We start from the raw sequence: 26,030 nt of genomic DNA, 5'->3' as shown, positions 1-26,030 counted from the left end.
TCAGTTGTCGTCCAGAATCAGGCTGACGTTATCGATCAGCCGCGTCTGTCCCAGCCAGGCAGCGGCGAGAATTGTGATATGGGGATCTTTGAGCGCTGCCGGCTCCAGGGTCTCGCTGTTGACGATGTTGAGGTAGTCCGGGTGAAAGCCCTCGTTGTCGAGGGTCCGGGTGGCCTCGTCGGAAATCGTGCTGTAATCCCTGCGCCCCTCGAGAATCACTTGGCGTGCCCAGCACAACATCTGGTAGAGGCGCACGGCCCGCTCACGGTCGCTGGCGCTCAGGTAGTTGTTGCGCGAGCTCATGGCCAACCCGTCGGATTCGCGGTAGGTAGGGGCGCTTTGGATCTCCACGGGCAGGTGGAGGTCCTGCGTCAGCTTGCGGATGACCGCCAACTGCTGGAAATCTTTTTCCCCGAAAATGGCCACATCCGGATGCGTCATGTTGAAAAGCAGAGTCACCACGGTGGCGACACCGGTAAAGTGTCCGGGCCGGCTGGCGCCGCAGTGCAGCTCTGTGATGGCGGGTACGGTTATGTGGGTGTGGTACTCCATACCATGGGGATAGACTTCGCGCACACTGGGTGCGAACACCAGGTCATTACCTCGGGAATCAAGCTTTTGCTGGTCGTCTGCAAGAGTTCGTGGGTAACTGTCCAGGTCTTCATTGGGGCCAAACTGGAGCGGGTTCACGAAGATGCTGGTGACGACGAAATCCGCCTTCTGACGCGCCTCTTCCACCAGTGCGAGGTGGCCGGCATGGAGATTACCCATGGTGGGGACCAGTGCGATGCGTGCGCCGGCCTCCCGCTGTGACTGGAGTTCGGATCTGAGCTCGGAAACGGTATGGACGGTCTTCATCCGCTGAAACTGTGCCTGCTTTCGGGGAATTTGCCGTTTTTAACGGCCTGATCGTAGGCGCGCACGGCGCCTTCCACTGAGCCACCTTCCTGCAGGAAATCCTTGACGAACCGCGGCTTGTGACCACGGCTGATACCGAGGATGTCCTGCAGCACGAGAACCTGGCCGTCAGTATCCGGCCCGGCGCCGATGCCGATCACTGGCACGCCCACCTCGCGGGTGATGCGGGTCCCAAGGGATGAGGTGACACACTCAAGCAGCACTATGTCCGCTCCGGCCTCAACCAGCCGCTGCGCTTGGGCAATCATGCGCTCAGATGCTTCCTCGCCCTTACCCTGAACCCGGTAACCGCCCAGCTTATTGATGAACTGGGGAGTGAGGCCCAGGTGGGCGCAGACGGGGATACCACGTTGGGTCAGCTGGTGTACGCACTCCGCTACCCAGTCCGTGCCTTCGATCTTCACCATCTGGGAACCGGCCTGCATCAGTCGGGCGGCATTGTGCAGGCACTGTTCGGTGGTGGCGTAGCTCATGAAGGGCAGGTCGGTCATGACCAGCGACTCGGGCTTGGCCCGGGCAACGCACTCGGTGTGGTAGACTATGTCCTCCATGCTGACCGGCACCGTGCTCTCACGACCCTGAAGGACCATGCCCAGGGAGTCGCCCACCAGCTGAACGTCAATCCCACAGTCGCTGAGAAGGCCTGCGAAGGTGGCGTCGTAGGCCGTCAGGCAGCTGAACTTGCGTCCGTGCTCGCGGTGTTCGCGCAGCGACTGGATGGTGGTGCTCATGAGCGGCTCCCGATTCCATTATGGACTCTGCCAAGGGTAAAGCGGCCCCGTGGTTCAGGCAAGTGTGACCAGTGTCAGGCCATTGTCGGGGCATTCGCTCAGCAGAGCATCGAGGCGACGGCCGTCTGGTAGCGCCAGCTCCCTGTCGAGGTCCAGCAGTGGACGCAGGACGAAATCGCGGTTGGGGATTTCCGGGTGGGGGACGCTGAGCTCTGGCTGGGTAATGGTTTCGTACCCGTAGAGCAGAAGATCGAGGTCGAGAACCCGCGGCCCCCAGGTCTGAGTTCGCACCCGGCCCTGCGCGTCCTCGACGCGCAGTAGCTGCTGCAGCAGTGTTGTGGCGGCCAGATCAGTATCCAGCTTCGCTACCATGTTGAGGAAGTCGGGCTGATCTGAGGGGCCGACCGGGCTGCTGCGATAGATCGGCGAGGCATCCAGCAGGGCGGTTTCCGGCAGTTGGTGCAGTGCCTCAAGCGCCAAATGCAGCTGTTGCAGCGGGCTCTGGAGATTGCTGCCCAGCCCGATCCAGGCGGTCACGCTCATGAGTCACTCCGCCGAGGTTTGCGGCGCTTGCGACCGCTGCGTTTTTTGCCGCCGCCGCCCAGAGCGCTGATCATTTCACGGCGCCGATCGGCATCCGCATCCTGATATTCCGTCCACCAGGCGCCAAGGCCCTCGGTGTTCTCGCCAGCTTCCTCGCGCACCAGGAGGAAGTCATAGGCAGCCCGGAATCTCGGGTGTTCCATCAGCTTGTCCGCACGCTTGCCGCTGCGTTTGCCCAGCCTCAGCTGCAGCTCCCAGATCTCGCGCATTGGGGTGCTGAAACGCCGCGGGATGGCAGTGGCCTGGGTCTGGTTCTGGATCGTCTCGCCAGCAGCCTGCTGCAGCGCCTGGTAAGCCGGCTGCTCAGTCTCTGCCTCTTCCTGGCGCCAGGCCTGCTGCAGTGCGGGCCAGAGCAGGGCGGCATAGAGGAAATAGGGGGTGATAGGCTTATTCTCGCTGACCCGGCGATCCGTGCTGGCCAGAGCGCAGTGGATGATGCCATCCGGTTCGCCCTCAGCGATCGCTTTGGTGGGTTCGGGGAACAGGGGGGCAAACAGGTCAAAGCGCTGCAGCATCCTGTAGGTGGTTTCGCCCTGGCCGGCGGTGAACAGTTTAAGCACTTCCTCAAACAGTCTTGCCGGCGGAATGTCCTCAAGCAGGTGGCTCATCTCCAGGATGGGCTGGGCGGTATCCTCGGCGATGGTGAAATCCAGCTTCGCCGCAAAGCGCACGGCCCTCAGCATGCGTACCGGGTCCTCCTGGTAGCGGGTCATCGGGTCACCGATAAGCCGAAGCTGACGGTTGTGCAGGTCTTCTACGCCGCCGGTGTAGTCGTGGATGGTGAAATCCCGGATGTCGTAGTAGAGCGCGTTGACCGTAAAGTCCCGCCGAACGGCATCTTCCTCAAGCGTGCCGTAAAAATTGTCGCGTAGTAGTCGACCCTGATCATTGACGTCGATGTGCGGGTCGTTTTCCGCGTCCTTGGGCGAGCCACGGAAGGTGGTTACTTCGATGACTTCGCGGCCGAACAGTACGTGCACCAGCTTGAAGCGGCGACCGATGAGGCGTGAGTTGCGGAACAGTTCGTGCACCTGATCGGGGGTGGCGTTGGTTGCGATGTCGAAGTCCTTGGGGTGGCCGCCAAGGAGAAGGTCACGCACGCCGCCGCCGACCAGATAGGCTTCGTGCCCCGAGCGGTTGAGCCGGTGCAGAACCTTTTTGGCCGATTCGCTGATGTTCTGGCGTGAGATGTTGTGTTCGTCGCGCGGAATGATGCGGGGTTTATCGGGAGCGGCCCCGCTTTTCTGCCCGCCGAGCTGGCTGAACCAGTTCTGTACCCGTTCCAGGAAACGTCTCGCCATGGAGTCTCTTGCTGATTCTGTCTGAGCCAAAAGCGAGAGTGTAACGATTAACGCCGTCTGGCGCGAGTCCGGGGGGCTAAATGAAAACGGGGCTGCCCGCAGGCAGCCCCGAAACAATGATTCAGTCTGACAGTATTGTTGTTTTTGGGCGTTCGTTATTGTTCTTGTTCTCGACGCTGGACTGCTTCGACGAACGGAACATTTTTGCAACAGAGAGCGGAATGGCCGCTAAAAAGCTCGGCTGCCAAAACACTCAGTTCGAAGGGCGTTCATTATTGTTTTTGAGCCCTTGAGGCAGCTTGTTGTTGTTGTTGGGCTGCTGCCTTGAAAATACGCGTTATTGTTTTTGTTGAGTGCTTGTTATTGTTTGAAACGGGGATAAGCAGGTGGCGTGCCAGATATTTTATAGCTTTTTAATACAGGGGGTTACAGCTTGGAAAGATCTGAAAGAGGGTTAATTCAAAGGCATGAGCTGTTACTCACACTTTGTCTTCTGATGCTGTGCGTTTCCGAGGGTAACAGCAGGTAACAGTTGTGTGGGCGCGATCAGTGACTGGCGCTGGAGCCGTAGGCGCCGGATTTCTTGCGTGGGATTCCCAGTCGCTGACGCCGTTCCCACAGCGATTTGCGGCTGATTCCCAGCTTCTGGGCCAATTCGGTCTCGCTCATGCGGTCCTGATTTTCCAGAACGAAATGCTGGAAATAGTCTTCGAGAGACAGATCCGAAGGAGCCTCCTCATTGCGACCATAGGGCTCGCCAGGTTGATCCGCGCTCACCAGGCCGGTGGATATGGGAGGGTCTTCATCCTCAGCATCCAGGTCCAGAAGGTCCGGGGTGATGACATCACCGTCTGCCAGGATTACGGCCCGCTCAATGGCGTTTTCCATTTCCCGCACATTCCCCGGCCAGCGGTAACGCTGGATCAGTTGCATGGCTTCCGGTGAGAACGTGTAGCCACGGTGCGTCATGCGGTCGCCGATGTGCTCGAGGAAGCGTTTGGCCAGCCCCAGGATGTCTTCCTCGCGGTCCCGCAGTGGCGGCAGCCGGATCTGCATGACGTTGAGGCGGTAGAACAGGTCTTCCCGGAACTCGCCGGTGCGGGTCATTGCCTTGAGGTTGCGGTGGGTGGCGGCAACCATACGGACGTTCACTTTCCGGCTCTGGGTGGAGCCCACGCGCCGGATCTCGCCCTCCTGCAGTACCCGCAGCAGCCGCGCCTGGGCTTCCGCGGGCAGTTCACCGATTTCATCCAGAAAAAGAGTGCCGCCATCCGCAGCTTCAATCAGGCCGGTGCGCGCTGAGACGGCCCCGGTAAAGGCACCTTTTTCATGACCAAAGAGCTCGGATTCGATCAGGGCCTCGGGGATGGCGGCGCAGTTGACGGAGATGAGCTCCCTGGGCGCCCGTCGGTTGAGACTGTGCAGGGCCTGCGCAGCCAGTTCTTTGCCGGTACCGGATTCGCCGATGATGAGCACAGTGGTGTCTGTGGGGGCGACTTTGCGGGTGAGGTGGAATACCCGGTGCATGGCCTGGCAGTCACCATACATGAAGTGGGATGGGTCCGTGTTTGGCCCGCTCGGTTGTATCTCGCTCTGGGGCGCTTCCGTTTCTGGCTGCTGAGCCAGGATCCGTTCCACGCATTCGAGCATTTCACCGTGATCAAAAGGCTTGGCGATGTAATCCACGGCACCCAGTTTCATAGCATCCACAGCCGAGCGCAGACTGGCATAACTGGTCATGATGAGGACGGGCACATCCGGGGCTCGATTAATGAGCTCTGTGCCCGGTTCTCCGGGCAGGCGCAGATCCGTAATGATGAGGTGGAAATGGTTGAGGTCGAAGCGTGTCGCTGCGTCCGCGATCGAGTCGGCACCCTCGGCTTTATAGCCATTGTGGGTAAGCAGTTTTTCCAGGGCCGAGCGGATGACCGCTTCGTCCTCAACAATGAGTATGCGACTCATGATGGCTGATCCATTGTCTCGTTCGTCATCCGGGTTTCGGGGAACCGGAGCACGAACCGGGTCCCCCGGCCGGTTTCGGCGCTGGCAGGGCTTTCGACGCTGATCGTGCCATGATGTTCCTCTACGATGCTGTAGACAAGGGACAGGCCCAACCCAGTGCCTCTGTCGGGGCCCTTGGTGGTGTAGAAAGGGTCGAAGATATGGTCCAGGTCACCAGGCGCAATGCCGTCGCCCTCATCCGTTACAGTTACCTCCACGGCCCGGTCCGAAAGGTGACCATCGACCGGGATCTGCGTTCCTTCAGGCGTGGCGTCGCGGGCGTTGGAGAGCAGATTGACGAAAACCTGCACCAGCCTTTGTTCGTCGCCATAGACGCTCAGTGCTGGTTCGCAACGGTTGATATAGGGGGTGGATGATTCCCGATCGGCCAATGACAGCAAGTGAATGGCCTCGTCCACGCAATCCCGGATCCGGACCAACGCATGGGGGTTGCTTACCCCGTTCTGACCAGCGCGCGCGAAGTTCATCAGCGACTGCTGGATGCTGGAGATCCGGTGAGTCTGGCTCAGGATTTCGTCCGCCGTTTCCAATACCGCTGGTGCGTCAGTTTCCAGCTTCAGGTTTTGAGCCAGGCAGGCGATGCCGGTTACCGGGTTGCCCACTTCATGAGCAACGCCTGCGGCCAGGCGCCCGACTGAGGCCAGCCGTTCGCTATGGATCAGTTCCTCTTCAAGGCGCCGCGTCTCAGTCTGGTCCTCAACCAGAATGACGGTGCCGCCTTCCGGGTGGCCAGGACCGGCAATATCGCTCTGGTGCAGGTTGAACCAATGTGGCTGACCGCCCAGGTCCACGCGCCGCCGGGGCTGATGCTGAGTTTCGCTGTGGTGGAAAGACTCCAGAACCTCCTGCCAGGGGGCTGGCAGGGCTTCCAGAGTGGCCCCTACGGATCGGTCCGCCTTGATGCCGGTCAGAGCCTCCATGGCGTGATTCCACATCAGGATCTCATGGTCATTGCCAAGTGAACAGGCGGCGATTGGCAGGTTCTGCAGGATCTGGCGATAGTGGCGGCGCAGGCTGTCGAGTTCAGCGGCCAGACCGGTCAATCGGCTTTTGTAATCTTCCAGGGCTACTTCCACGAATTGGATGTCGTGCTGTGGCTCCTGGGAATCGCTCTGGGGCTTGAACCCCAGGTGACGCTGGACAATAGCCTGGGCAATGGCTGGCCCCAGAAGGCCTGAGAGGTTGACTTCCAACTGGTCGCGGAGCCGGCGCAGGGGGTAGGGCCTGCTTTCCGAGGTCGGGAGCTGCAGCTGGGCCAGGGCCCGCTCCACTTCGCGGGTGGCCACTTCCGTGCCTAACGGGGCGGTGAGCTGGGACTTGAACTCATCGGATGAGGTGGCTTCAAGCTCTCGTCGTGGCGGGCGTGCCATGGCGCCAATGCTGCAGGACTCAGCAGCTCGGGTTTCACCATTGCTGGTGCTGGTGAGCATGGAGGTCAGAGCAAAGACCGCGACGTTGATGGTCAGGGCAATGAAGGCGGGCACGTGCCAGCTGTCTACATTCGCAGGTTTCATCACACTGATGCCCAGCCAGTCACTTGGCGTCACTCCCAGGGTAAAGGGCATAACGAGCCCGCCAAACCAGACCAGCATGCCCACGATAACGCCGCTGATCACGCCCTTGCGGTTGCCTTCGGGCCAGTAGATGACGGCAAGGACACCGGGCAGGAGCTGGAGGACGCCGGTCAGGGCCATAAGGCCCAGGCTGTCCAGAGCCAGATGGCGGCCGACCAGAGCATGGAAGAGCAGTGCTGCCAGGATGATGGCCAGGATCAGAAGGCGTCGGACGCTTTGAAGCCATGTGTAGATGCTGCGGTTTTCCGGCGGTGAGCGCAGCGGCAGCACCAGGTGATTGAGGAGCATGCCGGAGAGCGCCAGGGTCAGAACGATCGTCAGGGCGCTGGCGGCGGAAAGTCCGGCGAGGTAGGCGAGTGTCGCCAGCAGTGGCGATTCCAGTACCATTGCGAGACTCACCGCGAAAAGGTCCGGGCTGCCGGGTGCTTCCAAAGCGCGCGCGCTCCAGAGGATGATGGGAATCGGTAGAGCCAACAGCAGTAGGTACAGGGGCAGTCCCCAACTGGCGCTGGCCAGGGCGCGGGGGCTGGGGTTCTGGGTGAAGGTCATGTGAAACATGTGCGGCATGACCAGGGCCGCGGAAAAGGAAATCAGGAGCAGGGCACGCCAGTTGCCATCACTGAGGCGCCGTTCCAGGGCGCTGACCTGGTGGCTCTGCTCCTGAAGCCAGGTTTCGAGCCCTCCTGGTCCGCCAAAGACGCTGAACAGCAGGATCGTGGCTATGCTGGCGAGGGCAAGCAGTTTGACCAGAGCCTCGAAAGCCATAGCCATCACCAGGCCTTCGTTGCGTTCAACACCCTGGCTGCGACGAGCCCCGAAAAGGGCTGTGAATACGGCTGCCAGAACGGCAAAAAGAATGGCACTGAACCAGCGGCTGGCACCCGGAGCCAGCGTCTGGATGGCGCCGGCGATGGCCTGCATCTGCAGGCTGAGCAGCGACAGTATGGCAATACCGGAACAGAGAGTGACGAGCGTGCCCGCCCACTGGGAGCGATATCGGAATGCGAACAGGTCCGCAAGCGAGCTCAGCTGGTAGTCGCGCGCCAGCCGTAGTATGGGATGCAGCAGTACAGGAGCGAGCAGGAAGGCGCCACACAGGCCCAGATAATAGGCGAGATACCCGTAACCGAAGCTGTAGGCCATGCCGACGGCGCCAAACACAGCCCAGGCGCCGGCGTAAACGCCCAGGCTCAGAACGTACACCAACGGGTGATGGGTCCAGCGCCGGGGCAGCCAGTTACGGTCCGTGGCATGGGCGATACCAAACAGGATCGCCAGGTACAGGGCGCTGATCAACAGTAGCGTGGGGACACTAAAGCTCATCGCCGTCCCTCCAGTGATCGAGCCAGAACGCCAGCGCGATCAGGGCGAGCCAGAGACCGAACGGCTGATACCAGGCGCTGCCGGGCTCCACCCACCAGTCCATAATGCCGGGCGAAAAAATGTAGATGGCAAGCACCAGCAGAAAAACCAGGCGATAGATGTACATGCCTAGCTGTTCCTGGGTTTTGTCGTATTCCAGGCGTTGATCGCCCATTCCAGTTGCTGGTCCACGGGCGCGTCATTGAGCGCATCAGGTGGACGGTGTGCCAGCGCTGTGAGGGCCCGCGTGGTGTTGCGTCGTGCCATAGAGGTGTCGATGGCGAGGGCACCGGCCTGTTTGCTCAGCTTCTGGCCTTTTGAATTACAGACCACTGGGAAGTGCAGGTAAGCCGGTGGCTGTTCTCCCAGCGCTTGATAGAGACAGAGATGGATCGGTGTGAGATCGGCCAGGTCCTGACCACGGACTACCTGGTTGATGCCCTGGGCGATGTCGTCGACCACCACAGCCAGGTGATAGGCATAGAAGCCTTCCTTACGGCGCAGGACGGCATCATCTTTTTCCTGTTTCAGTCGCAGGGGCTGCTGACCCAGAACCCGGTCCTGCCAGTGGGAATCCTGATCTTCGACGGGGAATCGCAGGGCAAAGGGCTCCGTCTGGTGCCAGTCAGGTTGCTCGCGGCAGTGCCTGGGGTGGCAACCATCGTGGACATTGAGTTCACTTCGTGAACAGGAACAAGGATAGAGCTGGTCGGCCTCCCGTAGGCGGGTCAGCGCAGCCTCATAGCCCTCACTACGCTGGGACTGGTACCACGGGCGTTCATCAGGGATGAGTTGGTGGGCTGCCAGGTCGTCCAGAATGCGCTGTGCTGCGCCAGGTGCTTCGCGCAGCGGATCCAGGTCTTCGATCCGGACGAGCCAGGTGCCGCAATGCGCGCGTGCATCCAGCCAGCTCGCCAGTGCTGCGACCAGCGAGCCGAAGTGGAGTGGCCCTGTTGGCGAGGGGGCAAAACGGCCGCGGTAGGCCATGAGGGCGCCGGAAATGGATCAGACGCCGGTCTGTTTTTCCCGGATCTCAGCCAGGGTCTTGCAGTCGATGCACAGCGTGGCGGTCGGACGCGCCTCCAGCCGCCGGATGCCGATTTCCACGCCGCACTGATCGCAGAATCCGTAATCGTCCTTGTCGATCCGATCAATGGTTTTGTCGATCTTGCGGATCAGCTTGCGTTCACGGTCACGGGTGCGCAGCTCCAGGCTGAATTCCTCCTCCTGCGTGGCACGGTCGCTTGGATCCGCGTAGTTCTCGGCGTCTTCCTGGAGGTGGTGCATTGTGCGGTCGACCTCCTCCATCAGCTCCTGTTTCCAGCCGAGCAGGATCCGGCGGAAGTGTTCCAGCTGCTCCGAATTCATGTATTCTTCGTCTTCGCCCACCTCGTAGGGCTTGAAATCGGCGAATTCGTTGTGAACAGCGGGTTCATTGTTCGACATAACGGTTACCCCTTTCTAGTCGCAGCCGGTCTGTCACCGGCGACTGACCTTCGGCATCATTGCCGCGATTCCGGATTGGTCGCGCCATCCGCCCTTTATAGAGGATGATGGGGTTGGCGGACAAGATTGCGAAACGTAGCAGATAACATTGCAAGGAGCTACCCATGGAATTTGATCCGCCGCTGATACCCGGCACCCTGGAGCGGCGTTACAAGCGCTTCCTCGCGGATGTGACGCTGGACTCTGGTGAGACCGTGGTGGCGCATTGCCCGAATACCGGCTCCATGATGGGCTGCGATGGGCCGGGCAGCCGGGTCTGGCTGAGCCACTCAAGTAACCCGAAGCGCAAGCTGGCCTGGACCTGGGAGCTAGTGGAAGCGGGCTCGGACGGAGAGATCGCCTGCATTAATACGGCGCGCGCCAATACGGTGGTGGGCGAGCTCCTCAGCAGCGCCCGGCCAGCTGGACTGGAGGGCTATGACCGGATTCGCCCGGAAGTGCGTTATGGCAGCGAAAAAAGCCGTATTGACTGGCTGCTGGAGGACAGCGCCGAGCAGCGCCCGCCGGTCTGGATCGAGGTGAAGAATGTCACTCTGGCTGAGGCTGGCATCGGGTACTTCCCGGATGCGGTGACGGCGCGCGGGCAGAAGCACCTGCGGGAACTGCTGGGCCGGGTCGAGGCCGGTGAACGCGCCATGCTGCTGTTCTGTGTCAGCCATTCCAGTGCCCGGCAAGTGCGCCCCGCCGAGAACATCGACTCGGCTTACGCGCGGCTGCTGCGCGATGTGGCTGCCCAGGGAGTTGAATGCCGCGCCTGGCGTATGCTGATGGACCCAACGGGCCTGCGTCCCGGCGAAGAGGTGCCGGTGATTCCTGGGGATTAACCCCGGGTGTGATAGCGCATGCGGGTACCGTGATTGAGCGACATTACAATCTCATCGGCGGCTATGGCGTTGGGAAAGAAGCATCCCGAGATCTTGGTGTGGGCAATGCTGGCGCCTTCCATTGAGGCGCCACTGAAATCAATGCCACGCAGGTCCGCCCCCCGGAAGTAGGCGTGGCGAAGATCCAGATCCTTCGCGTTGAGTCCGCGCAGGTCCAGGCCACGGAAATCGCCGTAAGCAAAGCTTGGGAGCGCGTCGAGCTTTTCGCGGGCCTCGTTGAAGGCCTGGATGTTCTCGTCGCGCAGTGCCTGATAGAGCGGATCGTCGATACTGCGTGCCTGATCTTCTTCCATTGTTCTGTCCATCCAGAGCGTTTCGAGCTTCTGCGTTTATTATAGTTCCTACTCTGCTGGCTGCCACAGGGCACGGATCAGTGACGGTGCGGCCCCGGGTCCAGTGCCTGGACCAGCGCTTCCATGGCCCCAGGGCTGTGGGTGTGGACATGGATGGTGTGGCTGCGCTCGGTTTCGCCAATGGGATCGGCATTGCGCAGCTGGTGCTCAAGTACGGCTTCGTCCGCCTCGGAAACCTCACCGCTGTTTTGGGCCCGCTCGCGGATCCGCTCGCGCAGTACCGATTCCGGAGCCTCACACGCAATCAGGACAAATGGAAGGCCCAGCGATTCCGCCACCCCCGCCAGACCATCCCGCTCCTCCTGGCGCAGTGCTGCTGAATCCACGATCACGGGATAGCCGGCTGTCAGTGCTTTTTGGGCCAGAGTCTCAAGGCGCAGGTAGGTCCGACGCGTGGCGTGCTGAGTGTAGATACCGGCATCCTGCGCGGAATCACTGTTGTCGGTTGGCGCGAGTTCGAACAACCGTTTGCGCTCAACATCGGAGCGCACCCGGATCATGCAGAACTGTTCCACCAGTGCGGTGCTGAAACGGGATTTGCCGCTGGCGGAATAGCCGGTGGTGGCTGCCAGCCAGGGTTGGGGGATCATGGAATAATTGAGGGCCAGGTCGGCATAGCGCTGGTACCGTTCAAGGTTCTGCTGTTGCTCCCCGCTGGAATCCGCAGGGCTGAGGAGCGCGATCTTGGCGCGCACCATGGCGCGGTAGGCACTGAACAGGCGCAGCAGTGGCAGCGCCTCATAGTCGCCGCTGTGCTCCAGGTAACGGTTGAGAACCCGCGCCGACCAGCCAGCATGGCCGCGGCTTTCCAGATCCATGAGCAGGAAAGCCAGGTCGTTGGCGGTGTCGATCCAGCGGAATTCCGGATTGAATTCAATGCAGTCGAAAACCGTAATACGACCCTCGAACAGAGCAATGTTGCCCAGATGAAGATCCCCGTGGCATTCGCGTACCCTGCCATCAGCCAGACGCTGTTGGATGCGTTCGCGCTGCTGCTCAAAGGTGTCCCGGGTCCAGTCCAGCAGTGCCTGGGCCTGCTGGCGATCGTGGGTACCTTCCAGATGATTCAGGGCGTTGGTGATGTTATCCACCATGGCTGCCTTCAGTACATCCGGGTTGCCCATGGGACTGTCCGCAGACAGCGCCGGAATCGAATCGTGGAAAGTGGCGACACGTTCAGCGAGCTCATCCAGATGATCAGGGGCCAGCTCGCCGCGCTCGCTCAACCGGTCGAGCGCTTGTTCCGGATCGAACTGGCGCATGCGCACCGCGTACTCGATGGCCGCACCACTGCCATTAATAACCGGAGATTCAGGGCTGCCCGTGATCGCCACTACGGCCTCATAGACCGGCTCCGCCAGCCGTCGGTTCAGTCTCAGTTCCTCTTCGCAGTAATGCTGGCGGGCGCTGAGCTCGCGGAAGTCAAGAAACCCCAGGTCGAGAGGTTTCTTGATTTTGTAGGCGTAGTCGCCGGTCAGCACAAGCCATGAGATATGGGTCTCAATGAGTTTGATGCTGCTGACCGGGTGCGGGTAGCACGCCGCATTCTGTAAGGCATGGATCAGCCCCGATTCCATTCCACGGCTCCTGTACGGGATGTGGGTTTATCATAACGGGGACGTCATGTTTTGAACATGAATCCAGCCATGACGTGGCGTGTGAGAGCGCTATAATCGCCAGCCATGACAAAAGCAGGCAGAAAGCGAAGCAAGAGCCGGAGCAGAGCCGCCATAGGTCTTATCTGGCGACTGGGGGTCGTGGCGATACTCGTGCTGGCGGGCTGGACCATCTATCTGGATGTTCAAGTGAGCTCCCGGTTCGAGGACCACCGCTGGGAGATCCCCTCCCGGGTCTATGCTCGGCCACTGGAGCTCTATACGGGGGCGTCGGTTAGTGCCGGCGCTCTGACCCGGGAGCTGGATGCTCTGGGGTATCAGGCGGTTTCGCGGCGACCTGATGAGGCGGGTCAGTTCCGGCGCCAGGGGAGGCGGTTCCATCTCCGGACCCGTGGCTTTCGGTTTCCCGATGGCAAGGAGTCGGAGCGCAACCTGCGGCTGGAAATTGCGAATGGGGCAGTTGCTGGCTTCGAAGCCTCGGATGGGGCAGCGCTTGCACGCCTGGAGCCACGCCGCATCGCCAGCATCTACCCCGGGCATGGTGAGGACCGCGTTCTGGTCCAGCTGGACGATCAGCCGGAACTGTTCCGCGAGACCCTTCTGACGGTTGAGGACCGGGGTTTTGAGTCCCATCACGGAGTGGAGCCCACCGCCATCGTCCGGGCTTTCATTGCCAATCTGCAGGCGGGGCGGGTGGTCCAGGGGGGCAGTACGCTTACCCAGCAATTGGTCAAAAACTTCTGGCTTTCCAGCGAGCAGACTTACTGGCGCAAGTTCAATGAAGCCATCATGGCGATTCTGCTTGAGCTGCGCTATTCCAAGGAAGCGATCCTCGAGGCCTATATGAATGAGGCCTATCTGGGCCAGTCCGGAACTCGAGCGATTCACGGGTTCGGGCTGGCGAGCCGGTTCTGGTTCGCCAAACCCTTCAGTGAGCTGCACCTTCATGAGACCGCACTCCTGGTGGGCATGGTACGTGGCCCTGGGTACTACAATCCGCGCACCAGGCCGGAGCGAGCGCGTGCCAGACGCAATCTGGTGCTGGATCTTCTCGCCGATCAGGGCCTGATTACGCACGCACGCGCGAACTCCCTGGGTAAGCGAACTCTGGATGTAGCTGCAGCGCCGGATGAGGGAACCCACCGTTACCCGGCTTTCATGGATCTGGTGCGTGACCATCTTGCCCGTGATTATCAGGACGAGGATCTGCAAACGGCGGGGCTGCGCGTTTTCACCACGCTCGACCCGCAACTGCAGACAGCGGCAGAATCCAGGGCCAGCGGAATGATGGCAGCTCTGGAGCAGGGGCAGGAAACGGGGACCCTGGAAGGGGCCGTTGTCATTACCGGGCGTGAAAGTGGCGAGGTGGAAGCCCTGGTGGGCGGTCGCAATACCCGGTTTCCGGGGTTCAATCGGGCAATGAACGCCAGTCGGCCGATCGGCTCCCTGGTCAAGCCTGCTACCTATCTGACGGCGCTAGAGCAGCCGGCGCGTTACACGCTGATCTCGCCCCTGGAGGATGAGCCCTTCCGTCTGGAATTTGAAAACGGCGATACCTGGTCGCCAGCCAATTTCAGTGGTGAGTCCCACGGCCAGGTGGCACTGCACAGGGCGCTTTCGCGATCCTACAACCAGGCCAGTGTCCGGCTCGGGTTGGATCTGGGCCTGCCCGCAGTGACTGAAACACTGCAGCGCCTGGGGATGGAGCGCGAGCCGCCCGGGTATCCGTCCATGTTGCTGGGGAGTCTGGAAATGACCCCACTGGAGGTGGCACGGATGTACCAGACGATTGCCTCTGGAGGCTTCCGGATGCCGCTGCGCAGTATCCGAAGCGTGACCACCTCGGAAGGGGAGGTGCTTTCGCGCTACGACCTGGAGCTGGAACAGGTGGTTGAGCCAGGGCCGATGCACCTTTTGCATTACGCCATGCAGGAAGTGATGCGCGAGGGCACGGGGAGCTCGGTTTACAATCTCATCCCGCAACGGCTGCACACAGCCGGAAAAACGGGTACGACCAACGAGGGCCGGGACAGCTGGTTTGCCGGATTCACGGGAGACCATCTGGGCGTTGTCTGGGTAGGGGGGGATGACTATGATGCCACCACTCTCACCGGTGGCTCCGGCGCGCTGCAGATCTGGGGGCGGATCATGGCGGATGGTTCAACCAGACCTTTCTCACCTGTGGTGCCGGGGGCAGTTGACTACCACTGGGTTGATACGGCTACAGGGGGCATTACGGCGGAGCAGTGTGAAGGGGCGAGGCGAATTCCCTTCATAAAGGGATCGGAGCCCCAGGAGGAAGTCCCCTGCAGCGACAGCATGGGGGGTCGCATTCAGCGCTGGTTCCAGCAGATTTTCTGAGGAGGTAAGCAGGATGACAATTCAACCCTGGATCCGGTGGGCCAGTATGGTGCTTGCTGTTCTGCTGCTGGCCAGCTGCAGTGTGCGGTTTCAGCCGCCCGAGGACAGCTCTGATACTGAGGGCGGGGTGCCCGAAGTGGAACCCATCGGCAAACGAACAGAGGCGACTGTTGAGACGGAAGAGCCTGCTGACGAGGAACGCGCGACAGTTGAGCCCCAGCGCCAGAGCGGTGGCAAGGTGCCGGAGGCTGCTCGCGGACTGGTGGCATCGGCGGAGTCAGCTCTTAAAGACGGAAAAGATGGTCAGGCGCTGGATATGATCCAGCGGGCGCAGCGCATTGCGCCGGATGCCGCGGCGGTCTATTACACGTTGGGGCGGGTCTACCGGGACAAGGGGAACCCGGCCCGGGCCGAGCAGTTTGTGCTGAAAGGCATCAGCAAGGCGGGCAATGACCCGGAACTACGGCGGACCGGGTGGGCCATGCTGGCTGAAATCCGTGCGGTCCGAGGTGATGCGGAGGAGGCTCGTAAGGCCAGGGAACGGATTTCTGGGTCCTAGAATGAAAAAAGCCCGGCCGAAGCCGAGCTTTTACTCTTCCGGACCATCCTGGTCAGCTTTTGATGGCTACGTTTCAGCGGCTTAATTAAGCGTTGCCATGGCCTTTCTGGCAGCTTCAAGGGTGGCGTCGATGTCGGCATCGGTGTGCGCACCGGAGACAAAACCGGCCTCAAAGGCGGCGGGCGCCAGGTAGACTCCCTCGTTGAGCATGGCGTGGAAGAAACGCCCGAAACGATCCGTATCGCAGTTCATAACGTGCTCAAAGCGGGTGACTTCCGGCTGGTCTGTGAAGAAAAGGCCGAACATGCCGCCAGCGCCCTGAACATGCAGCGGTATACCGGCCTCCCGGGCGCATTCGCGGAAGCCTTCCATCAGACGAGCGGTGCGGGCCTCGAGCGCGTCATGGAAGCCCGGCTCGGAGAGCCCTTCCAGAGTGGCAAGTCCGGCGCGCATGGCCAGCGGGTTACCGGAGAGGGTCCCCGCCTGGTAGACCGGCCCCAGCGGCGCCAGGTGAGTCATGATGTCGCGGCGACCGCCGAGTGCGCCCACCGGTAGGCCGCCGCCAATGATCTTGCCCAGTGCCGTCAGGTCCGGTGTCACGCCATAGCGCTGCTGGGCCCCGCCGGGAGCGACCCGGAACCCCGACATTACCTCGTCGAAGATCAGCACGCTGCCATAGCGGTCGCAGATCTCGCGCAGACCTTCCAGAAAGCCCGGTACCGCGGGCACACAGTTCATGTTGCCGGCTACGGGCTCAACAATGATGCCTGCAATCTCGCTACCGTATTCGTTAAAGATCGTCTCGACACTTTCCAGGTCGTTGAAGGTGGCGGTCAGAGTCTGTTCTGCGAGGGCTTCCGGTATGCCCGGGGAGTTCGGCTGGCCCAGCGTCAGCGCTCCGGAACCGGCCTTGACCAGAAGTGAATCAACGTGGCCGTGGTAGTTGCCTTCGAACTTCAGGATCCGGTCACGCCCGGTGTAACCGCGCGCCAGCCGGATGGCGCTCATGGTGGCCTCGGTTCCGGAGTTGGCCATGCGCACCATCTCCACGGAAGGCACCAGCTCACAGATCTTGCGGGCCATGGCGGTTTCCGTTGAGCTGGGGGCACCGTAACCGGTGCCATGCGTCAATTGCTCTCGGATTGCTTCGATGACCGTCGGAGCGGCGTGGCCCAGAATCATGGGCCCCCAGCTGCCGACATAGTCAATGTAACGCTTGTCATCCTCATCCCAGAGGTAGGGGCCCTCTGCCTGCTTGAAGAAGATGGGCGTTCCACCCACGCCCTTGAAGGCGCGTACGGGCGAGTTGACGCCACCGGGGATGTATTCGCTGGCCTGTTCGAACAGGGTATCCGATTGAGTCATTAAGAGGCTCCTGTGGTAAAAAGTTGGGTGAACTCACGAGCCCGCGCTTCAATATCGGGGGCTGAGAATAGCCCGTGGATGACCGCGACCAGGTCGGCGCCGGCGCGGATCAGACTGGGGGCATTCTCTGTGGTGATGCCGCCGATGGCGACCCTGGGCAGACCCAGAGCGGCTGCCTGGCCGAGCACATCCGCGCAAGCGGAGGGCGCCGATCCCTTGGTGGCGGAGGCGAAGAAGCGCCCGAAGGCGAGATAGTCCGCCGTACCGGTTGCCTGTTCCCGGGCCCGTTCGAGGTCATCGTGGCAGGTGACGCCGATAATGGCTTCCGGACCCAGCTGTTCGCGGGCCTGTTCCGGTGTTGTATCCTCTAGTCCAAGATGAACGCCGTCGGCATCGACCTGCCGGGCAAGGGCAACATCATCATTGATGAGCAGCGGGCGTTGCCAGCGTTGGCAGACTGCCAGTAGTTGTTCGGCAATGCGTTGGCGCTGATCGTCGTCAGGGCGCTTGTCGCGGTACTGGACCATAACGGCGCCGCCGGCCAGGGCCTGCTCAACGGCGTCCACGATCCGGTCGTCCGGCAGCAGGTGGCTGTCGGTGATGGCGTAGAGGCCCTGTTTTGCTAGCGGGTTACTCATCCTGAATACCCCTGTCCGGCACAGGCTGGCCGCGTCCTACATGCAGCGCCTGCCGTATTGCATTGCCGGTAAATCTCTGGGCCTGCTCAATCGCCTGTGGCAGTTCCTGGCCGCCAGCGAGGCCCGCGCTGAGCGCTGCGGCCAGAGTACAGCCACTCCCATGGTACTCAGCGCCGATCCGCTCCAATTGCCAGACGGTCTCCTCCTCATCCTTACGGAAGAGGCGGTTCTCAATAGTGGGGGCGGTGCTGTGACCACCGGTGGCGAGAACGGCCTTTGCTCCCCCATCAAGCAACGCATGGGCGCTGCTTGCGAGCTGCTCGCTCCCTCCCAGCTGGGCCAGTTCCGGGCCATTGGGTGTCAGTACCGAGGCCAGGGGAAAAAGCTCGGAGCGCATGGCCTCGACCAATTGCTCGTCGGCCAGCTCGCCGCCGCCGGCCGCCTTGATTACCGGATCCACAACAAGTGGCAACGGCCCGATCTCCGCCAGTATTGTGTGCAGCATGCGCACGATCCGTTGGTCGCCCATGGCGCCGGTCTTGACGGCGTGAATGGGGGCATCAGCCGCCACACATCGAATCTGGTGAGCTATGAGCTCGGGATCCACCGCCTCGGCGCCGTGGACGTTGCAGGTGTCCTGCACGGTCAGGCAGCTCAATACCGGAAGTGGATGGGCGCCCATTGCGGTGATGGCCTGGATATCGGCCTGGATACCGGCGCCGCCGGAGGGGTCCAGGCCTGATATGACAAGTACCTGGGGGCGTTTATTAGGCATCAGAATGGCCTCACAACGGCAAGAAGAATGATAGCGACTAGTAGCAGGACCGGTGCCTCGTTGATCACGCGGAAGAACACGTGCCCCTGCGTATTGCGGTCATCGCGGAACAGGCGGACATAATAGCCGCACCACAGATGATAGGCGACGAGCACTGCAATCAACACTAATTTGACATGAAGCCAGCCCTGCTGGAGATAGAGGGCTGGGTTGAGCGCGATGAGCCAGGTACCGAAGAGCAGGGTGGCAATCATGGATGGGTTCATGATGCCGCGGTAGAGTTTGCGCTCCATGGTCCGGAAGCGTTCACGCCCGGGTTCGTCTTCGGTCATGGCGTGATAGACGAACAGACGGGGTAGATAGAAGATGCCTGCGAACCAGGTCACCATGGCCATTAGATGAAATGCCTTGATCCAGAGCACTGGACCTCCTTAACCGACTGGATGATCCATGCATGGTACAATGCTCTTTTACAGGCGCCAACGCGAGTAAAGATGAGGAGGCAGGACGTGATCACAGTGGGCATTGTCGGGGGCACCGGCTATACGGGCGTGGAGCTGTTGCGGCTGCTGGCACTTCATTCGGGGGTGGAGGTGGCTTTGATTACCTCGCGTGCTGAGGCCGGGCGTCCGGTGGCTGATCTTTTCCCGAGTCTGCGTGGCCACTGTGACCTGGCGTTTGAGACTCCGCACGAGCAGCGGCTGGCACAGTGCGACATCGTATTCTTTGCAACGCCCAATGCCGTTGCCATGCACAGTGTTGGTGAGTTGCTGGAGCAGGGTGTCAAGGTGGTGGACTTGTCCGCCGATTTCCGGATTCAGGATCCGGGAGTCTGGGAGCACTGGTACGGTACTACCCATACAGCCCCGGATCTTATCCGTGAGGCGGTTTATGGGCTGCCGGAGATTAACCGGGCGCGGATCCGACACGCGCGCCTGGTGGCCAACCCCGGCTGTTATGCTACGACCATCCAGTTGGGGTTCCTGCCCATGATCGAAGCCGGGGTGGTTGATCCGTCGCGCCTGATCGCCGATGGCAAATCCGGTGCCAGTGGTGGTGGGCGCCAGGCACGCATGGGCATGCTGCTGGGTGAGGCTGGTGAGAGTTTCCGGGCCTATGCGGCCTCCGGGCATCGGCATGGACCTGAGATTGAACAGGGGCTGCGTATGATGCAGGCGCGCGCCGCTCCCCAGGTTACCTTCGTACCACATCTGGTTCCTATGGTCCGTGGTATCGAGGCGACGCTCTATGCCGAGGTCACTGATGTGGGGGCGGATTTCCAGACGATCTATGAGGATCGCTTCCGGGATGAGCCCTTTGTGGATGTCATGCCCTGGGGGGCGCTGCCCGAGACGCGCTCCGTCCGGGGGGAGAACACCTGTCGTATGGCCCTGCATCGCCAGCCGGACCAGGATCGGATCATTGTCAGCTCGGTAACGGATAATCTGGTCAAAGGGGCAGCGGGCCAAGCGATCCAGAATATGAACCTGATGTGTGGTTTCGACGAAAGCGAGGGGCTGAAGGCACCCGCGCTGCTTCCGTGAGGATCGATCCATGGCGCGTTCTGATTCCTCGGAAGAATTTATACTGGTCCAGAAGCGGCGCGGGGAACGGCTTCGGCGTTTGGTGATACTGATCGTCTTTTCTGTTGGCTCAGGCGCTGCGGGGTTTATGTTGGGAAGTGCTCAGTACCGGGCACGATACCTGGCGGCTGATGACGGCCTGGAAACGGTACGCAAAGAGCGTGATCGGCTACAGGAACAGGCTACGGAATACCACCAGGAGCTGGTCAGGCTTGAGCGTGATCAGGAGGTGAATCGCCACAGCCTGCGTGAGGCGCAGAAAACGATACGGAAGCTGGAGCAGTCTCTCAAAGAGCGCAAGTCCGAGATCAGTTTTTACAAGAGCATTATGGCCCCTGAGGACCTCGAAACCGGGCTGCAGGTATTCCGGATGGATCTGGACCCCACCACCAGCCCCAACCGCTGGCGCTATAATCTGGTGCTCAGTCAGATCGGTGACAACAATCGGTTTGTCGCCGGTCATGTGAAAGTCCATCTCGTAGGCTATGTTGGACAGGAGCGGCAGCGGCTTCCGCTGCATCGGATTTCGGACTCGCGTGAGGATAATGAAATCGAGTTCCGTTTCCGCTATTTCCAGTCGGTCGATGGGGACATGACGATTCCTGAAGGGTTCGAGCCCAACTCCATTCAGGTTGAAGCGGTTACGGACAACGGTCAGGAAACGTCTGAACGCGAATTTTTATGGCAGGACAAAACAGGGGGCGAGGCGGATGTTTCGCAAGTCCAGAAAAGCCCGTAAGGGTACGGGGCAGTACGACACATTGATTTCGAACAGGATGTCGATAACGGGCGATGTACACTTTTCCGGCGGCCTGCATATAGACGGCCGTGTTGAAGGCACGGTCTATGCCGAGGAGGGCTCGGATGCCGTGCTGCGCATCAGTGACGTCGGAGAAGTGGTGGGTGATGTCTATGCCCCCCACATCATCATCAACGGCACCGTGCAAGGTAATGTCTATTCCTCGGAGGATCTTGAGCTGGCCTCCAAAGCTTCGATTCATGGCAATGTGTATTACCACCTGATCGAAATGGCAATGGGCGCTGCGGTTAACGGTAACCTTCTGCATCAGCGTGAGGGTGGTGTGCCTGGTAGCTCAAGAACGCTGCCCTCAGAGAATCGCCAAGCACAACAGGGTGACGCGAAAAGCGCGACGACTGCAGCGGTCGACGAGGCAGGGCAGGAACCGCATCAGGAGGAAAGCTCCATGAATCGGGCGCCAGGTGTCTGAAGCCGGCATTTTTGAATAATCAGGCTTGTCAGGTCGCCATTCGGCTCTACATAATGATTTAATGATTGAAACAGCAGTTGGGAGTGATCGTATGGGTGCGGTTCAGGAACAGGTATCAATACCGGTGTTTTTCACCGACTCAGCAGTGACGCGCGTGCGTGAGCTGGTCAGCGAGGAAGGTAATCCCGATCTTAAGCTGCGCGTATTCATTACGGGTGGCGGATGCTCCGGATTTCAGTATGGGTTTACCTTTGATGAGAGTCAGGCCGAGGACGATGCCGAGGTGGAGCGCGATGGTGTGAAGCTGCTGGTGGATCCACTCAGCTATCAATATCTGGTGGGTGCGACAGTGGATTACGAAGAGGACCTGATGGGGGCTCAATTCCGGGTTCAGAACCCGAATGCCACGAGCACCTGTGGCTGCGGCTCGTCTTTCAGCATCTGAGGTTTACCGCCTCCCGGGCCATACGCCACCAAGCACCCTCGGTCCCGATGCCCCGGTTACGGAAGGCAGGTTCCCAGGGCTTATCGCCAGCCTCTGGCGTGCCAGCCAGGCGAACGCCGCGCCTTCCACACACTGGGGATCCAGCCCTAATGCCTTAGTGGAATCAACTCTGGCTTTCGGCAGTAAATCGCTAATCCGGTCGGCAAGCATTGGATTAAAAGCGCCCCCGCCTGCCAGAAAAACCTCGTCTGCCCCTATTGCCTGGATATCACGGGTGACGGTGACTGCTGTCAACTCCAATAGGGTTCTCTGAACATCCGCAGCGCCCGGTTGTTCGGGCAGGGCGCTGAGGTGTGCTTCCAGCCAATGCTCATTGAAGTATTCGCGCCCGGTGCTTTTGGGAGGTTGTCTGGCGAAGTAGGCATCGCTCAGGAATGAGGTCAGCAGCGTGTCATTGACTTCGCCGGTTGCAGCCCATTCGCCCTGATAGTCGAAGGGACGGCAGCGGTGGCGCCTGCACCACAGATCCATAAGGCGATTAGCCGGACCCGTGTCGTGGCCATGGGGTGGGCTGTTGTCGGTTGGGATCAAGGTGATATTGGCGATCCCCCCGAGATTGACGAGGCAACGTTCGCGTTCGGGGCACTGGAAGAGCCAGCTGTGGAAAGCTGGCGCCAGTGGTGCACCCTCGCCTTGAGCGGCAATGTCGCGCCGACGGAAGTCGGCCACGGTTGTTATGCCGGTGCGCTCAGCGATCCGGTTGGGGTCGCCGATCTGCAGCGTAAAAGGGGAGGGGGGGTGTATGCGGTGCTGGATGGTCTGGCCGTGGCTGCCAATGGCCATGATGGCCTCCGGGCGTAGCCCTGCCGCTTGAATAACAGCCTGGGCGCAGTCAGCAAAGGCATCTCCCAGTCGCGCATCAGCTTCACCCAGAAGCGACGGGGTACCCCGGTCGCTCGCCAGGTTTTCCAGCTGTAAGCGAAGGTCACCTGGATAGGTGTGGCTGGCGTGCCAGCTTGAGGTGATACCCTCAGGGCCAAACCCCGCGAGAACCGCATCGATCCCGTCCATGCTGGTACCGGACATGAGCCCAATGTACCAGTCAGGCTGCCCCGCCATTCATTCCTCGGCCAGGGCGATCTGGAAGGACTTATCTTCCTCGGAAAGCTGCGCCAGGCGCGGATTGGTCTGTGCCCTGAACTGCGCCATCCTGTCTTCGGGGATGGGGTCAGCGTCCGGGAGGTTTACATGCAGTGGGTTTCGTGGCTGGCCACTGACCCGGTACTCGTAATGCAGATGGGGCCCGGTTGCCAGCCCACTCATTCCTACGTACGCAATGACATCGCCTTGCTGGACGGTTTGGCCCCGGCGGATGCCGCGCTTGTAACTCCGGAGGTGACTGTAAACGGTGGTGATCTCGTTGCCATGATCGATACGCACGGTCTTGCCATAACCGCCATCACGACCGACATAGGTGACGCGTCCCTCTCCGGAGGCCTTCACTGGTGTCCCGGGTGAGGCGGCAAAGTCCGTTCCCTCATGAGGGCGCACACGGTTGAGGATAGGGTGACGGCGATTCATGTCGAAGTGGGACGAAATACGCTGGTATTGCAGCGGCGTGCGCAGGAACGCTTTTCTCAGGCTTTCGCCCTCGGGCGTGTAATAGTCACTATTGCCGTCAGCATCCGTATACAGCGCCGCGGAGTAGGTTTCGCCCCGATTGGTGAAGGTGGCTGCCAGAATGCGCCCATGGCCGATCATTTCGCCGTCCAGGTACTGCTTTTCATACAGCACGCCGAAACGGTCGCCCTTACGCAGATCACGAGAGAAATCAACACGCCAGCCGAAAATGCGCGACAGCTTGTTCCGGACCTTGGTTTTCAGGCCTGCCCTGTTTGCCGCGAGGATGTAAGAGGTCTGGATTTCACCGCTGGCATACGCGAGCTCTATTTCGGGGTCACGCATCTCTTCATGGGTGTGGAAACCGTCGTCGTGACGGACCGCCTTGAGCTTGGTGGTGGGGCTGTTGTGCAGAACAACCATTGCCAGTTCACCGCTGTCATCAAAACCGAATTCGATTTCGCGGCCAATTCGCAGGCGCGCCAGCTGGTCCGGTTTGCCTTCTCCATTGAGGATACGGTACATCGCCCGGTCGTTGAGCCCCGCCTGCCCAAAAAGGGTGGACAGCGAGTCGCCGCGTTCAATTCTGAAGCGCTGCCAGCTAAGATCCTGCTCGCGGATGCCATCGTCCCTGGAGGCGGTTGCTGTGGATGGCTCGTTAACGGGCACCGTCTGTAGGTTGACACCGAGGATGTTCTGCAGGTCTGGAGCCGGAGTCCTCGCCAGGGTCTGGGCTGGCGTCACCATGCTGGTCTGGGTGTATTGCTGGTTTTCAGTCCGGGGCTCGCGGGAGTGTGTCGGGATCGGGGCGACGTCGAATGTCTTTGTGGTCTGGCTTTGGTTGCTGCCGGGGCTGACCAGCAGGGTGAGGCCAACCAGTGCGGTCAGACCGGCAAGTGCGGCGATATGGGTTCCCGGAAATTGTCTGAGCACGGTTACACCCTGTTGTTTCAGTATTGGGGCAAACTTTTTGGGCAAGTTCGCAGAATCATTCGGAGTATAATGAAAACGGCGGTGGGTGCAAAAAAATGATCGAGGTTTCTGTGCGCTAAAGCCCGGTCTGCGCTTTCCTGTTACAATTGTGTTTTATTCAAGTGCCCGCGACACAAAGTGAATTCGTTGCGGTTGTTGTTATGTTAATGACCTGTAAAAAGAGTCAGCGTGTGTAGCGGGCCTACCCCGCCTGAATAGATTGGAGTGGAAAAAGGTCCATGACGAGCATCGATGACGCTATCGCCCAGGTCCACCGAGGTGTGGATGAGCTGATCCCCGAGGAAGATCTGGCTGAAAAGCTGCGCAGTGGTCGCAGGCTACGGATTAAGGCCGGATTTGACCCGACGGCCCCGGACCTCCATCTGGGTCATACCGTGCTTCTTAATAAGCTGCGTCAGTTCCAGGAGCTGGGCCATGAGGTCATTTTCCTGATTGGCGATTTCACCGGGATGATTGGTGACCCAAGCGGTAAAAGCGCCACGCGGCCGCCGTTGTCAGAAGAGGAGGTGGCAAGGAATGCCGAGACCTACAAGGAGCAGGTTTTTCGGGTGCTTGATCCGGAGAAAACACGGGTGGTGTTCAATTCGCAATGGATGAACGCCATGGGTGCGGCGGACATGATCCGGTTGGCAAGCCAGTACACGGTGGCACGCATGCTTGAGCGGGATGATTTCCATAAGCGATACGAGGCCAATGAGTCCATCGCCATCCATGAATTTCTGTACCCGCTGGTTCAGGGCTACGACTCTGTTGCGTTAGAGGCCGATGTTGAACTTGGCGGTACTGACCAGAAGTTCAATCTGCTCATGGGGCGTCACCTGCAGCGCCATTATGACCAGCAGCCGCAGGTCGTCCTGACGATGCCAATCCTTGAGGGTCTGGACGGGGTCCAGAAGATGTCCAAGTCCCTGGGTAACTATGTTGGTATTACCGATTCTCCGGGTCAGATGTACAGTCGTTTGCTGTCGGTTCCTGATGAGCTGGTGTGGCGCTATTTTGAACTGCTTACGCTCAAGCCCATGGATGAGGTGCAAGCGCTGCAGCGCCAGGTGGAAGAGGGGGGGGTTAATCCGCAGGAAGCCAAGAAAGCGCTGGCGCAATGGCTCATCGGCCGGTATCACGGGAAAGAGGCTGCTGATAATGCCCATCGTTCCGCAGGCAACCGGGTAGAGCTTGGCGAGATTCCGGAAAATGTGCCGGAGGTGACCGTGGATGCGAACGGTCAGCTCGAGCTGTTCGTGGTCAGCCTGCTTAAGCAGGCTGGTCTCGCTCAGGGGGGTGCGGCCAAGGATGTGGTCAAGCAGGGTGCCGTTTATGTTGACGGCGAGCCGCTGGGTGATCGTCAGGCACTGCCTGCAGGGCAGTCTTATATCATTCAGGCAGGTAGAAAGAAGATTGCAAAGGTGCATGTCCAGTAACTGGGCGGCGCCTGAAAGTCGATTTAAATCGCCTGTTGACGCAATCGCAATGAGATGTAGAATACGCATCTCATTCGGGGCAACGGCCCAAGGCGGCGACGCTTTGAGGCGAAACGGGTTGTTCCGAGGGTTGACAAAATTCTGAAATGCTTTAGAATTTTGTTTTCCGAATCA

At 60.4% G+C, this 26,030-nt stretch carries 26 protein-coding genes; 9 read left to right on the top strand and 17 right to left on the bottom strand.

Annotated elements, in window-relative coordinates; translation table 11 throughout:
- Genes panC through pcnB form a run of 4 tightly spaced genes read right to left on the bottom strand, consistent with a single transcriptional unit; the run spans position 1 to position 3,553 of the window.
- Entirely contained in the window at positions 1-858 is an 858-nt protein-coding gene (gene panC, locus AAF659_RS11855) for a pantoate--beta-alanine ligase (protein WP_349751969.1), read from the bottom strand.
- Positions 855-1,649: a 3-methyl-2-oxobutanoate hydroxymethyltransferase gene (gene panB / locus AAF659_RS11850; RefSeq protein ID WP_349751968.1), complete on the bottom strand. Its 795-nt coding sequence runs from the start codon at positions 1,647-1,649 to the stop codon at positions 855-857. The genes panC and panB overlap by 4 nt, the downstream gene beginning before the upstream one ends.
- 54 nt (positions 1,650-1,703) lie before the next feature.
- On the bottom strand, positions 1,704-2,192 hold the full coding sequence (folK, locus tag AAF659_RS11845) for a 2-amino-4-hydroxy-6-hydroxymethyldihydropteridine diphosphokinase (protein ID WP_349751967.1): 489 nt from the start codon (positions 2,190-2,192) through the stop codon (positions 1,704-1,706).
- The gene (gene pcnB, locus AAF659_RS11840) at positions 2,189-3,553 is read right to left on the bottom strand and encodes a polynucleotide adenylyltransferase PcnB (RefSeq protein WP_349751966.1); all 1,365 of its coding nucleotides are present in this window, start codon (positions 3,551-3,553) and stop codon (positions 2,189-2,191) included. The genes folK and pcnB overlap by 4 nt, the downstream gene beginning before the upstream one ends.
- Before the next feature lie 80 nt (positions 3,554-3,633).
- Between pcnB and AAF659_RS11835 the strand changes: the two genes are divergently transcribed.
- Positions 3,634-3,846: a hypothetical protein gene (locus tag AAF659_RS11835; RefSeq protein WP_349751965.1), complete on the top strand. Its 213-nt coding sequence runs from the start codon at positions 3,634-3,636 to the stop codon at positions 3,844-3,846.
- A gap of 253 nt (positions 3,847-4,099) precedes the next feature.
- Here AAF659_RS11835 and AAF659_RS11830 read toward each other — a convergent pair whose 3' ends face one another.
- From AAF659_RS11830 to dksA, 5 genes are read right to left on the bottom strand one after another with little or no spacing between them, the layout of a single operon-like run.
- On the bottom strand, positions 4,100-5,515 hold the full coding sequence (locus tag AAF659_RS11830) for a sigma-54-dependent transcriptional regulator (RefSeq protein WP_349751964.1): 1,416 nt from the start codon (positions 5,513-5,515) through the stop codon (positions 4,100-4,102).
- Positions 5,512-8,472 carry an ATP-binding protein gene (locus tag AAF659_RS11825; protein ID WP_349751963.1) on the bottom strand — a complete coding sequence of 987 codons (2,961 nt, stop codon included), beginning with the start codon at positions 8,470-8,472 and terminating at the stop codon, positions 5,512-5,514. Before AAF659_RS11825 ends, AAF659_RS11830 begins: the two co-directional genes overlap by 4 nt.
- Positions 8,462-8,638, bottom strand: coding sequence for a hypothetical protein (locus AAF659_RS11820; protein ID WP_349751962.1), 177 nt, complete (start codon positions 8,636-8,638; stop codon positions 8,462-8,464). Before AAF659_RS11820 ends, AAF659_RS11825 begins: the two co-directional genes overlap by 11 nt.
- Before the next feature lie 2 nt (positions 8,639-8,640).
- Positions 8,641-9,498: a tRNA glutamyl-Q(34) synthetase GluQRS gene (gene gluQRS, locus AAF659_RS11815; protein ID WP_349751961.1), complete on the bottom strand. Its 858-nt coding sequence runs from the start codon at positions 9,496-9,498 to the stop codon at positions 8,641-8,643.
- A gap of 18 nt (positions 9,499-9,516) precedes the next feature.
- The gene (gene dksA, locus AAF659_RS11810; protein WP_502949210.1) at positions 9,517-9,957 is read right to left on the bottom strand and encodes an RNA polymerase-binding protein DksA; all 441 of its coding nucleotides are present in this window, start codon (positions 9,955-9,957) and stop codon (positions 9,517-9,519) included.
- A 164-nt stretch (positions 9,958-10,121) separates the two neighbouring features.
- Between dksA and sfsA the strand changes: the two genes are divergently transcribed.
- Positions 10,122-10,841 carry a DNA/RNA nuclease SfsA gene (gene sfsA / locus AAF659_RS11805; RefSeq protein ID WP_349751960.1) on the top strand — a complete coding sequence of 240 codons (720 nt, stop codon included), beginning with the start codon at positions 10,122-10,124 and terminating at the stop codon, positions 10,839-10,841.
- On the opposite strand, the gene AAF659_RS11800 is transcribed toward sfsA, so the two are convergent.
- Positions 10,838-11,194: a pentapeptide repeat-containing protein gene (locus AAF659_RS11800; protein WP_349751959.1), complete on the bottom strand. Its 357-nt coding sequence runs from the start codon at positions 11,192-11,194 to the stop codon at positions 10,838-10,840. The two genes, sfsA and AAF659_RS11800, sit on opposite strands and share 4 nt — an antisense overlap.
- Before the next feature lie 77 nt (positions 11,195-11,271).
- Complete coding sequence (locus AAF659_RS11795; protein WP_349751958.1) at positions 11,272-12,831, bottom strand: bifunctional aminoglycoside phosphotransferase/ATP-binding protein; 1,560 nt, start codon at positions 12,829-12,831, stop codon at positions 11,272-11,274.
- A 105-nt stretch (positions 12,832-12,936) separates the two neighbouring features.
- Here AAF659_RS11795 and mrcB point away from each other — a divergent pair, with 105 nt between their 5' ends.
- Positions 12,937-15,231: a penicillin-binding protein 1B gene (gene mrcB / locus AAF659_RS11790; protein ID WP_349751957.1), complete on the top strand. Its 2,295-nt coding sequence runs from the start codon at positions 12,937-12,939 to the stop codon at positions 15,229-15,231.
- A gap of 13 nt (positions 15,232-15,244) precedes the next feature.
- Entirely contained in the window at positions 15,245-15,790 is a 546-nt protein-coding gene (locus tag AAF659_RS11785; RefSeq protein ID WP_349751956.1) for a tetratricopeptide repeat protein, read from the top strand.
- 81 nt (positions 15,791-15,871) lie between these two features.
- Here AAF659_RS11785 and hemL read toward each other — a convergent pair whose 3' ends face one another.
- From hemL to hemJ, 4 genes are read right to left on the bottom strand one after another with little or no spacing between them, the layout of a single operon-like run.
- Positions 15,872-17,155 (bottom strand): glutamate-1-semialdehyde 2,1-aminomutase, encoded by a 1,284-nt coding sequence (gene hemL / locus AAF659_RS11780; RefSeq protein ID WP_349751955.1) that lies wholly within the window; start codon positions 17,153-17,155, stop codon positions 15,872-15,874.
- A complete protein-coding gene (thiE, locus tag AAF659_RS11775) occupies positions 17,155-17,793 on the bottom strand; it encodes a thiamine phosphate synthase (protein WP_349751954.1) in 639 nt (212 codons plus the stop codon). Before thiE ends, hemL begins: the two co-directional genes overlap by 1 nt.
- The gene (thiD, locus tag AAF659_RS11770) at positions 17,786-18,568 is read right to left on the bottom strand and encodes a bifunctional hydroxymethylpyrimidine kinase/phosphomethylpyrimidine kinase (RefSeq protein WP_349751953.1); all 783 of its coding nucleotides are present in this window, start codon (positions 18,566-18,568) and stop codon (positions 17,786-17,788) included. Before thiD ends, thiE begins: the two co-directional genes overlap by 8 nt.
- Positions 18,568-18,990: a protoporphyrinogen oxidase HemJ gene (gene hemJ, locus AAF659_RS11765; RefSeq protein WP_349751952.1), complete on the bottom strand. Its 423-nt coding sequence runs from the start codon at positions 18,988-18,990 to the stop codon at positions 18,568-18,570. Before hemJ ends, thiD begins: the two co-directional genes overlap by 1 nt.
- 87 nt (positions 18,991-19,077) lie before the next feature.
- Here hemJ and argC point away from each other — a divergent pair, with 87 nt between their 5' ends.
- The 4 genes from argC to erpA all read left to right on the top strand — a co-directional run bounded on the left by argC (position 19,078) and on the right by erpA (position 21,825).
- Positions 19,078-20,112, top strand: coding sequence for an N-acetyl-gamma-glutamyl-phosphate reductase (argC, locus tag AAF659_RS11760; RefSeq protein ID WP_349751951.1), 1,035 nt, complete (start codon positions 19,078-19,080; stop codon positions 20,110-20,112).
- Between the two features lie 10 nt (positions 20,113-20,122).
- Positions 20,123-20,890: a DUF6776 family protein gene (locus AAF659_RS11755; RefSeq protein ID WP_349751950.1), complete on the top strand. Its 768-nt coding sequence runs from the start codon at positions 20,123-20,125 to the stop codon at positions 20,888-20,890.
- Positions 20,862-21,380 (top strand): bactofilin family protein, encoded by a 519-nt coding sequence (locus tag AAF659_RS11750; RefSeq protein ID WP_349751949.1) that lies wholly within the window; start codon positions 20,862-20,864, stop codon positions 21,378-21,380. The genes AAF659_RS11755 and AAF659_RS11750 overlap by 29 nt, the downstream gene beginning before the upstream one ends.
- Positions 21,381-21,471: 91 nt before the next feature.
- Entirely contained in the window at positions 21,472-21,825 is a 354-nt protein-coding gene (erpA, locus tag AAF659_RS11745; protein ID WP_349751948.1) for an iron-sulfur cluster insertion protein ErpA, read from the top strand.
- A gap of 3 nt (positions 21,826-21,828) precedes the next feature.
- On the opposite strand, the gene AAF659_RS11740 is transcribed toward erpA, so the two are convergent.
- Both AAF659_RS11740 and AAF659_RS11735 read right to left on the bottom strand, forming a co-directional pair.
- On the bottom strand, positions 21,829-22,944 hold the full coding sequence (locus AAF659_RS11740) for an anhydro-N-acetylmuramic acid kinase (protein ID WP_349751947.1): 1,116 nt from the start codon (positions 22,942-22,944) through the stop codon (positions 21,829-21,831).
- Positions 22,945-24,378 carry a M23 family metallopeptidase gene (locus AAF659_RS11735; protein WP_349751946.1) on the bottom strand — a complete coding sequence of 478 codons (1,434 nt, stop codon included), beginning with the start codon at positions 24,376-24,378 and terminating at the stop codon, positions 22,945-22,947. It lies immediately after the preceding gene.
- Positions 24,379-24,656: 278 nt separating this feature from the next.
- Here AAF659_RS11735 and tyrS point away from each other — a divergent pair, with 278 nt between their 5' ends.
- On the top strand, positions 24,657-25,856 hold the full coding sequence (gene tyrS / locus AAF659_RS11730) for a tyrosine--tRNA ligase (protein WP_349751945.1): 1,200 nt from the start codon (positions 24,657-24,659) through the stop codon (positions 25,854-25,856).
- Positions 25,857-26,030 lie beyond the last annotated feature (174 nt).

The sequence above is a fragment of the Salicola sp. Rm-C-2C1-2 genome, from assembly GCF_040196175.1.
Taxonomy (GTDB): domain Bacteria; phylum Pseudomonadota; class Gammaproteobacteria; order Pseudomonadales; family Oleiphilaceae; genus Halospina.
Note: the sequence above shows the minus strand (reverse complement) of the source record. Positions and strands in the feature narration are given on the sequence as shown.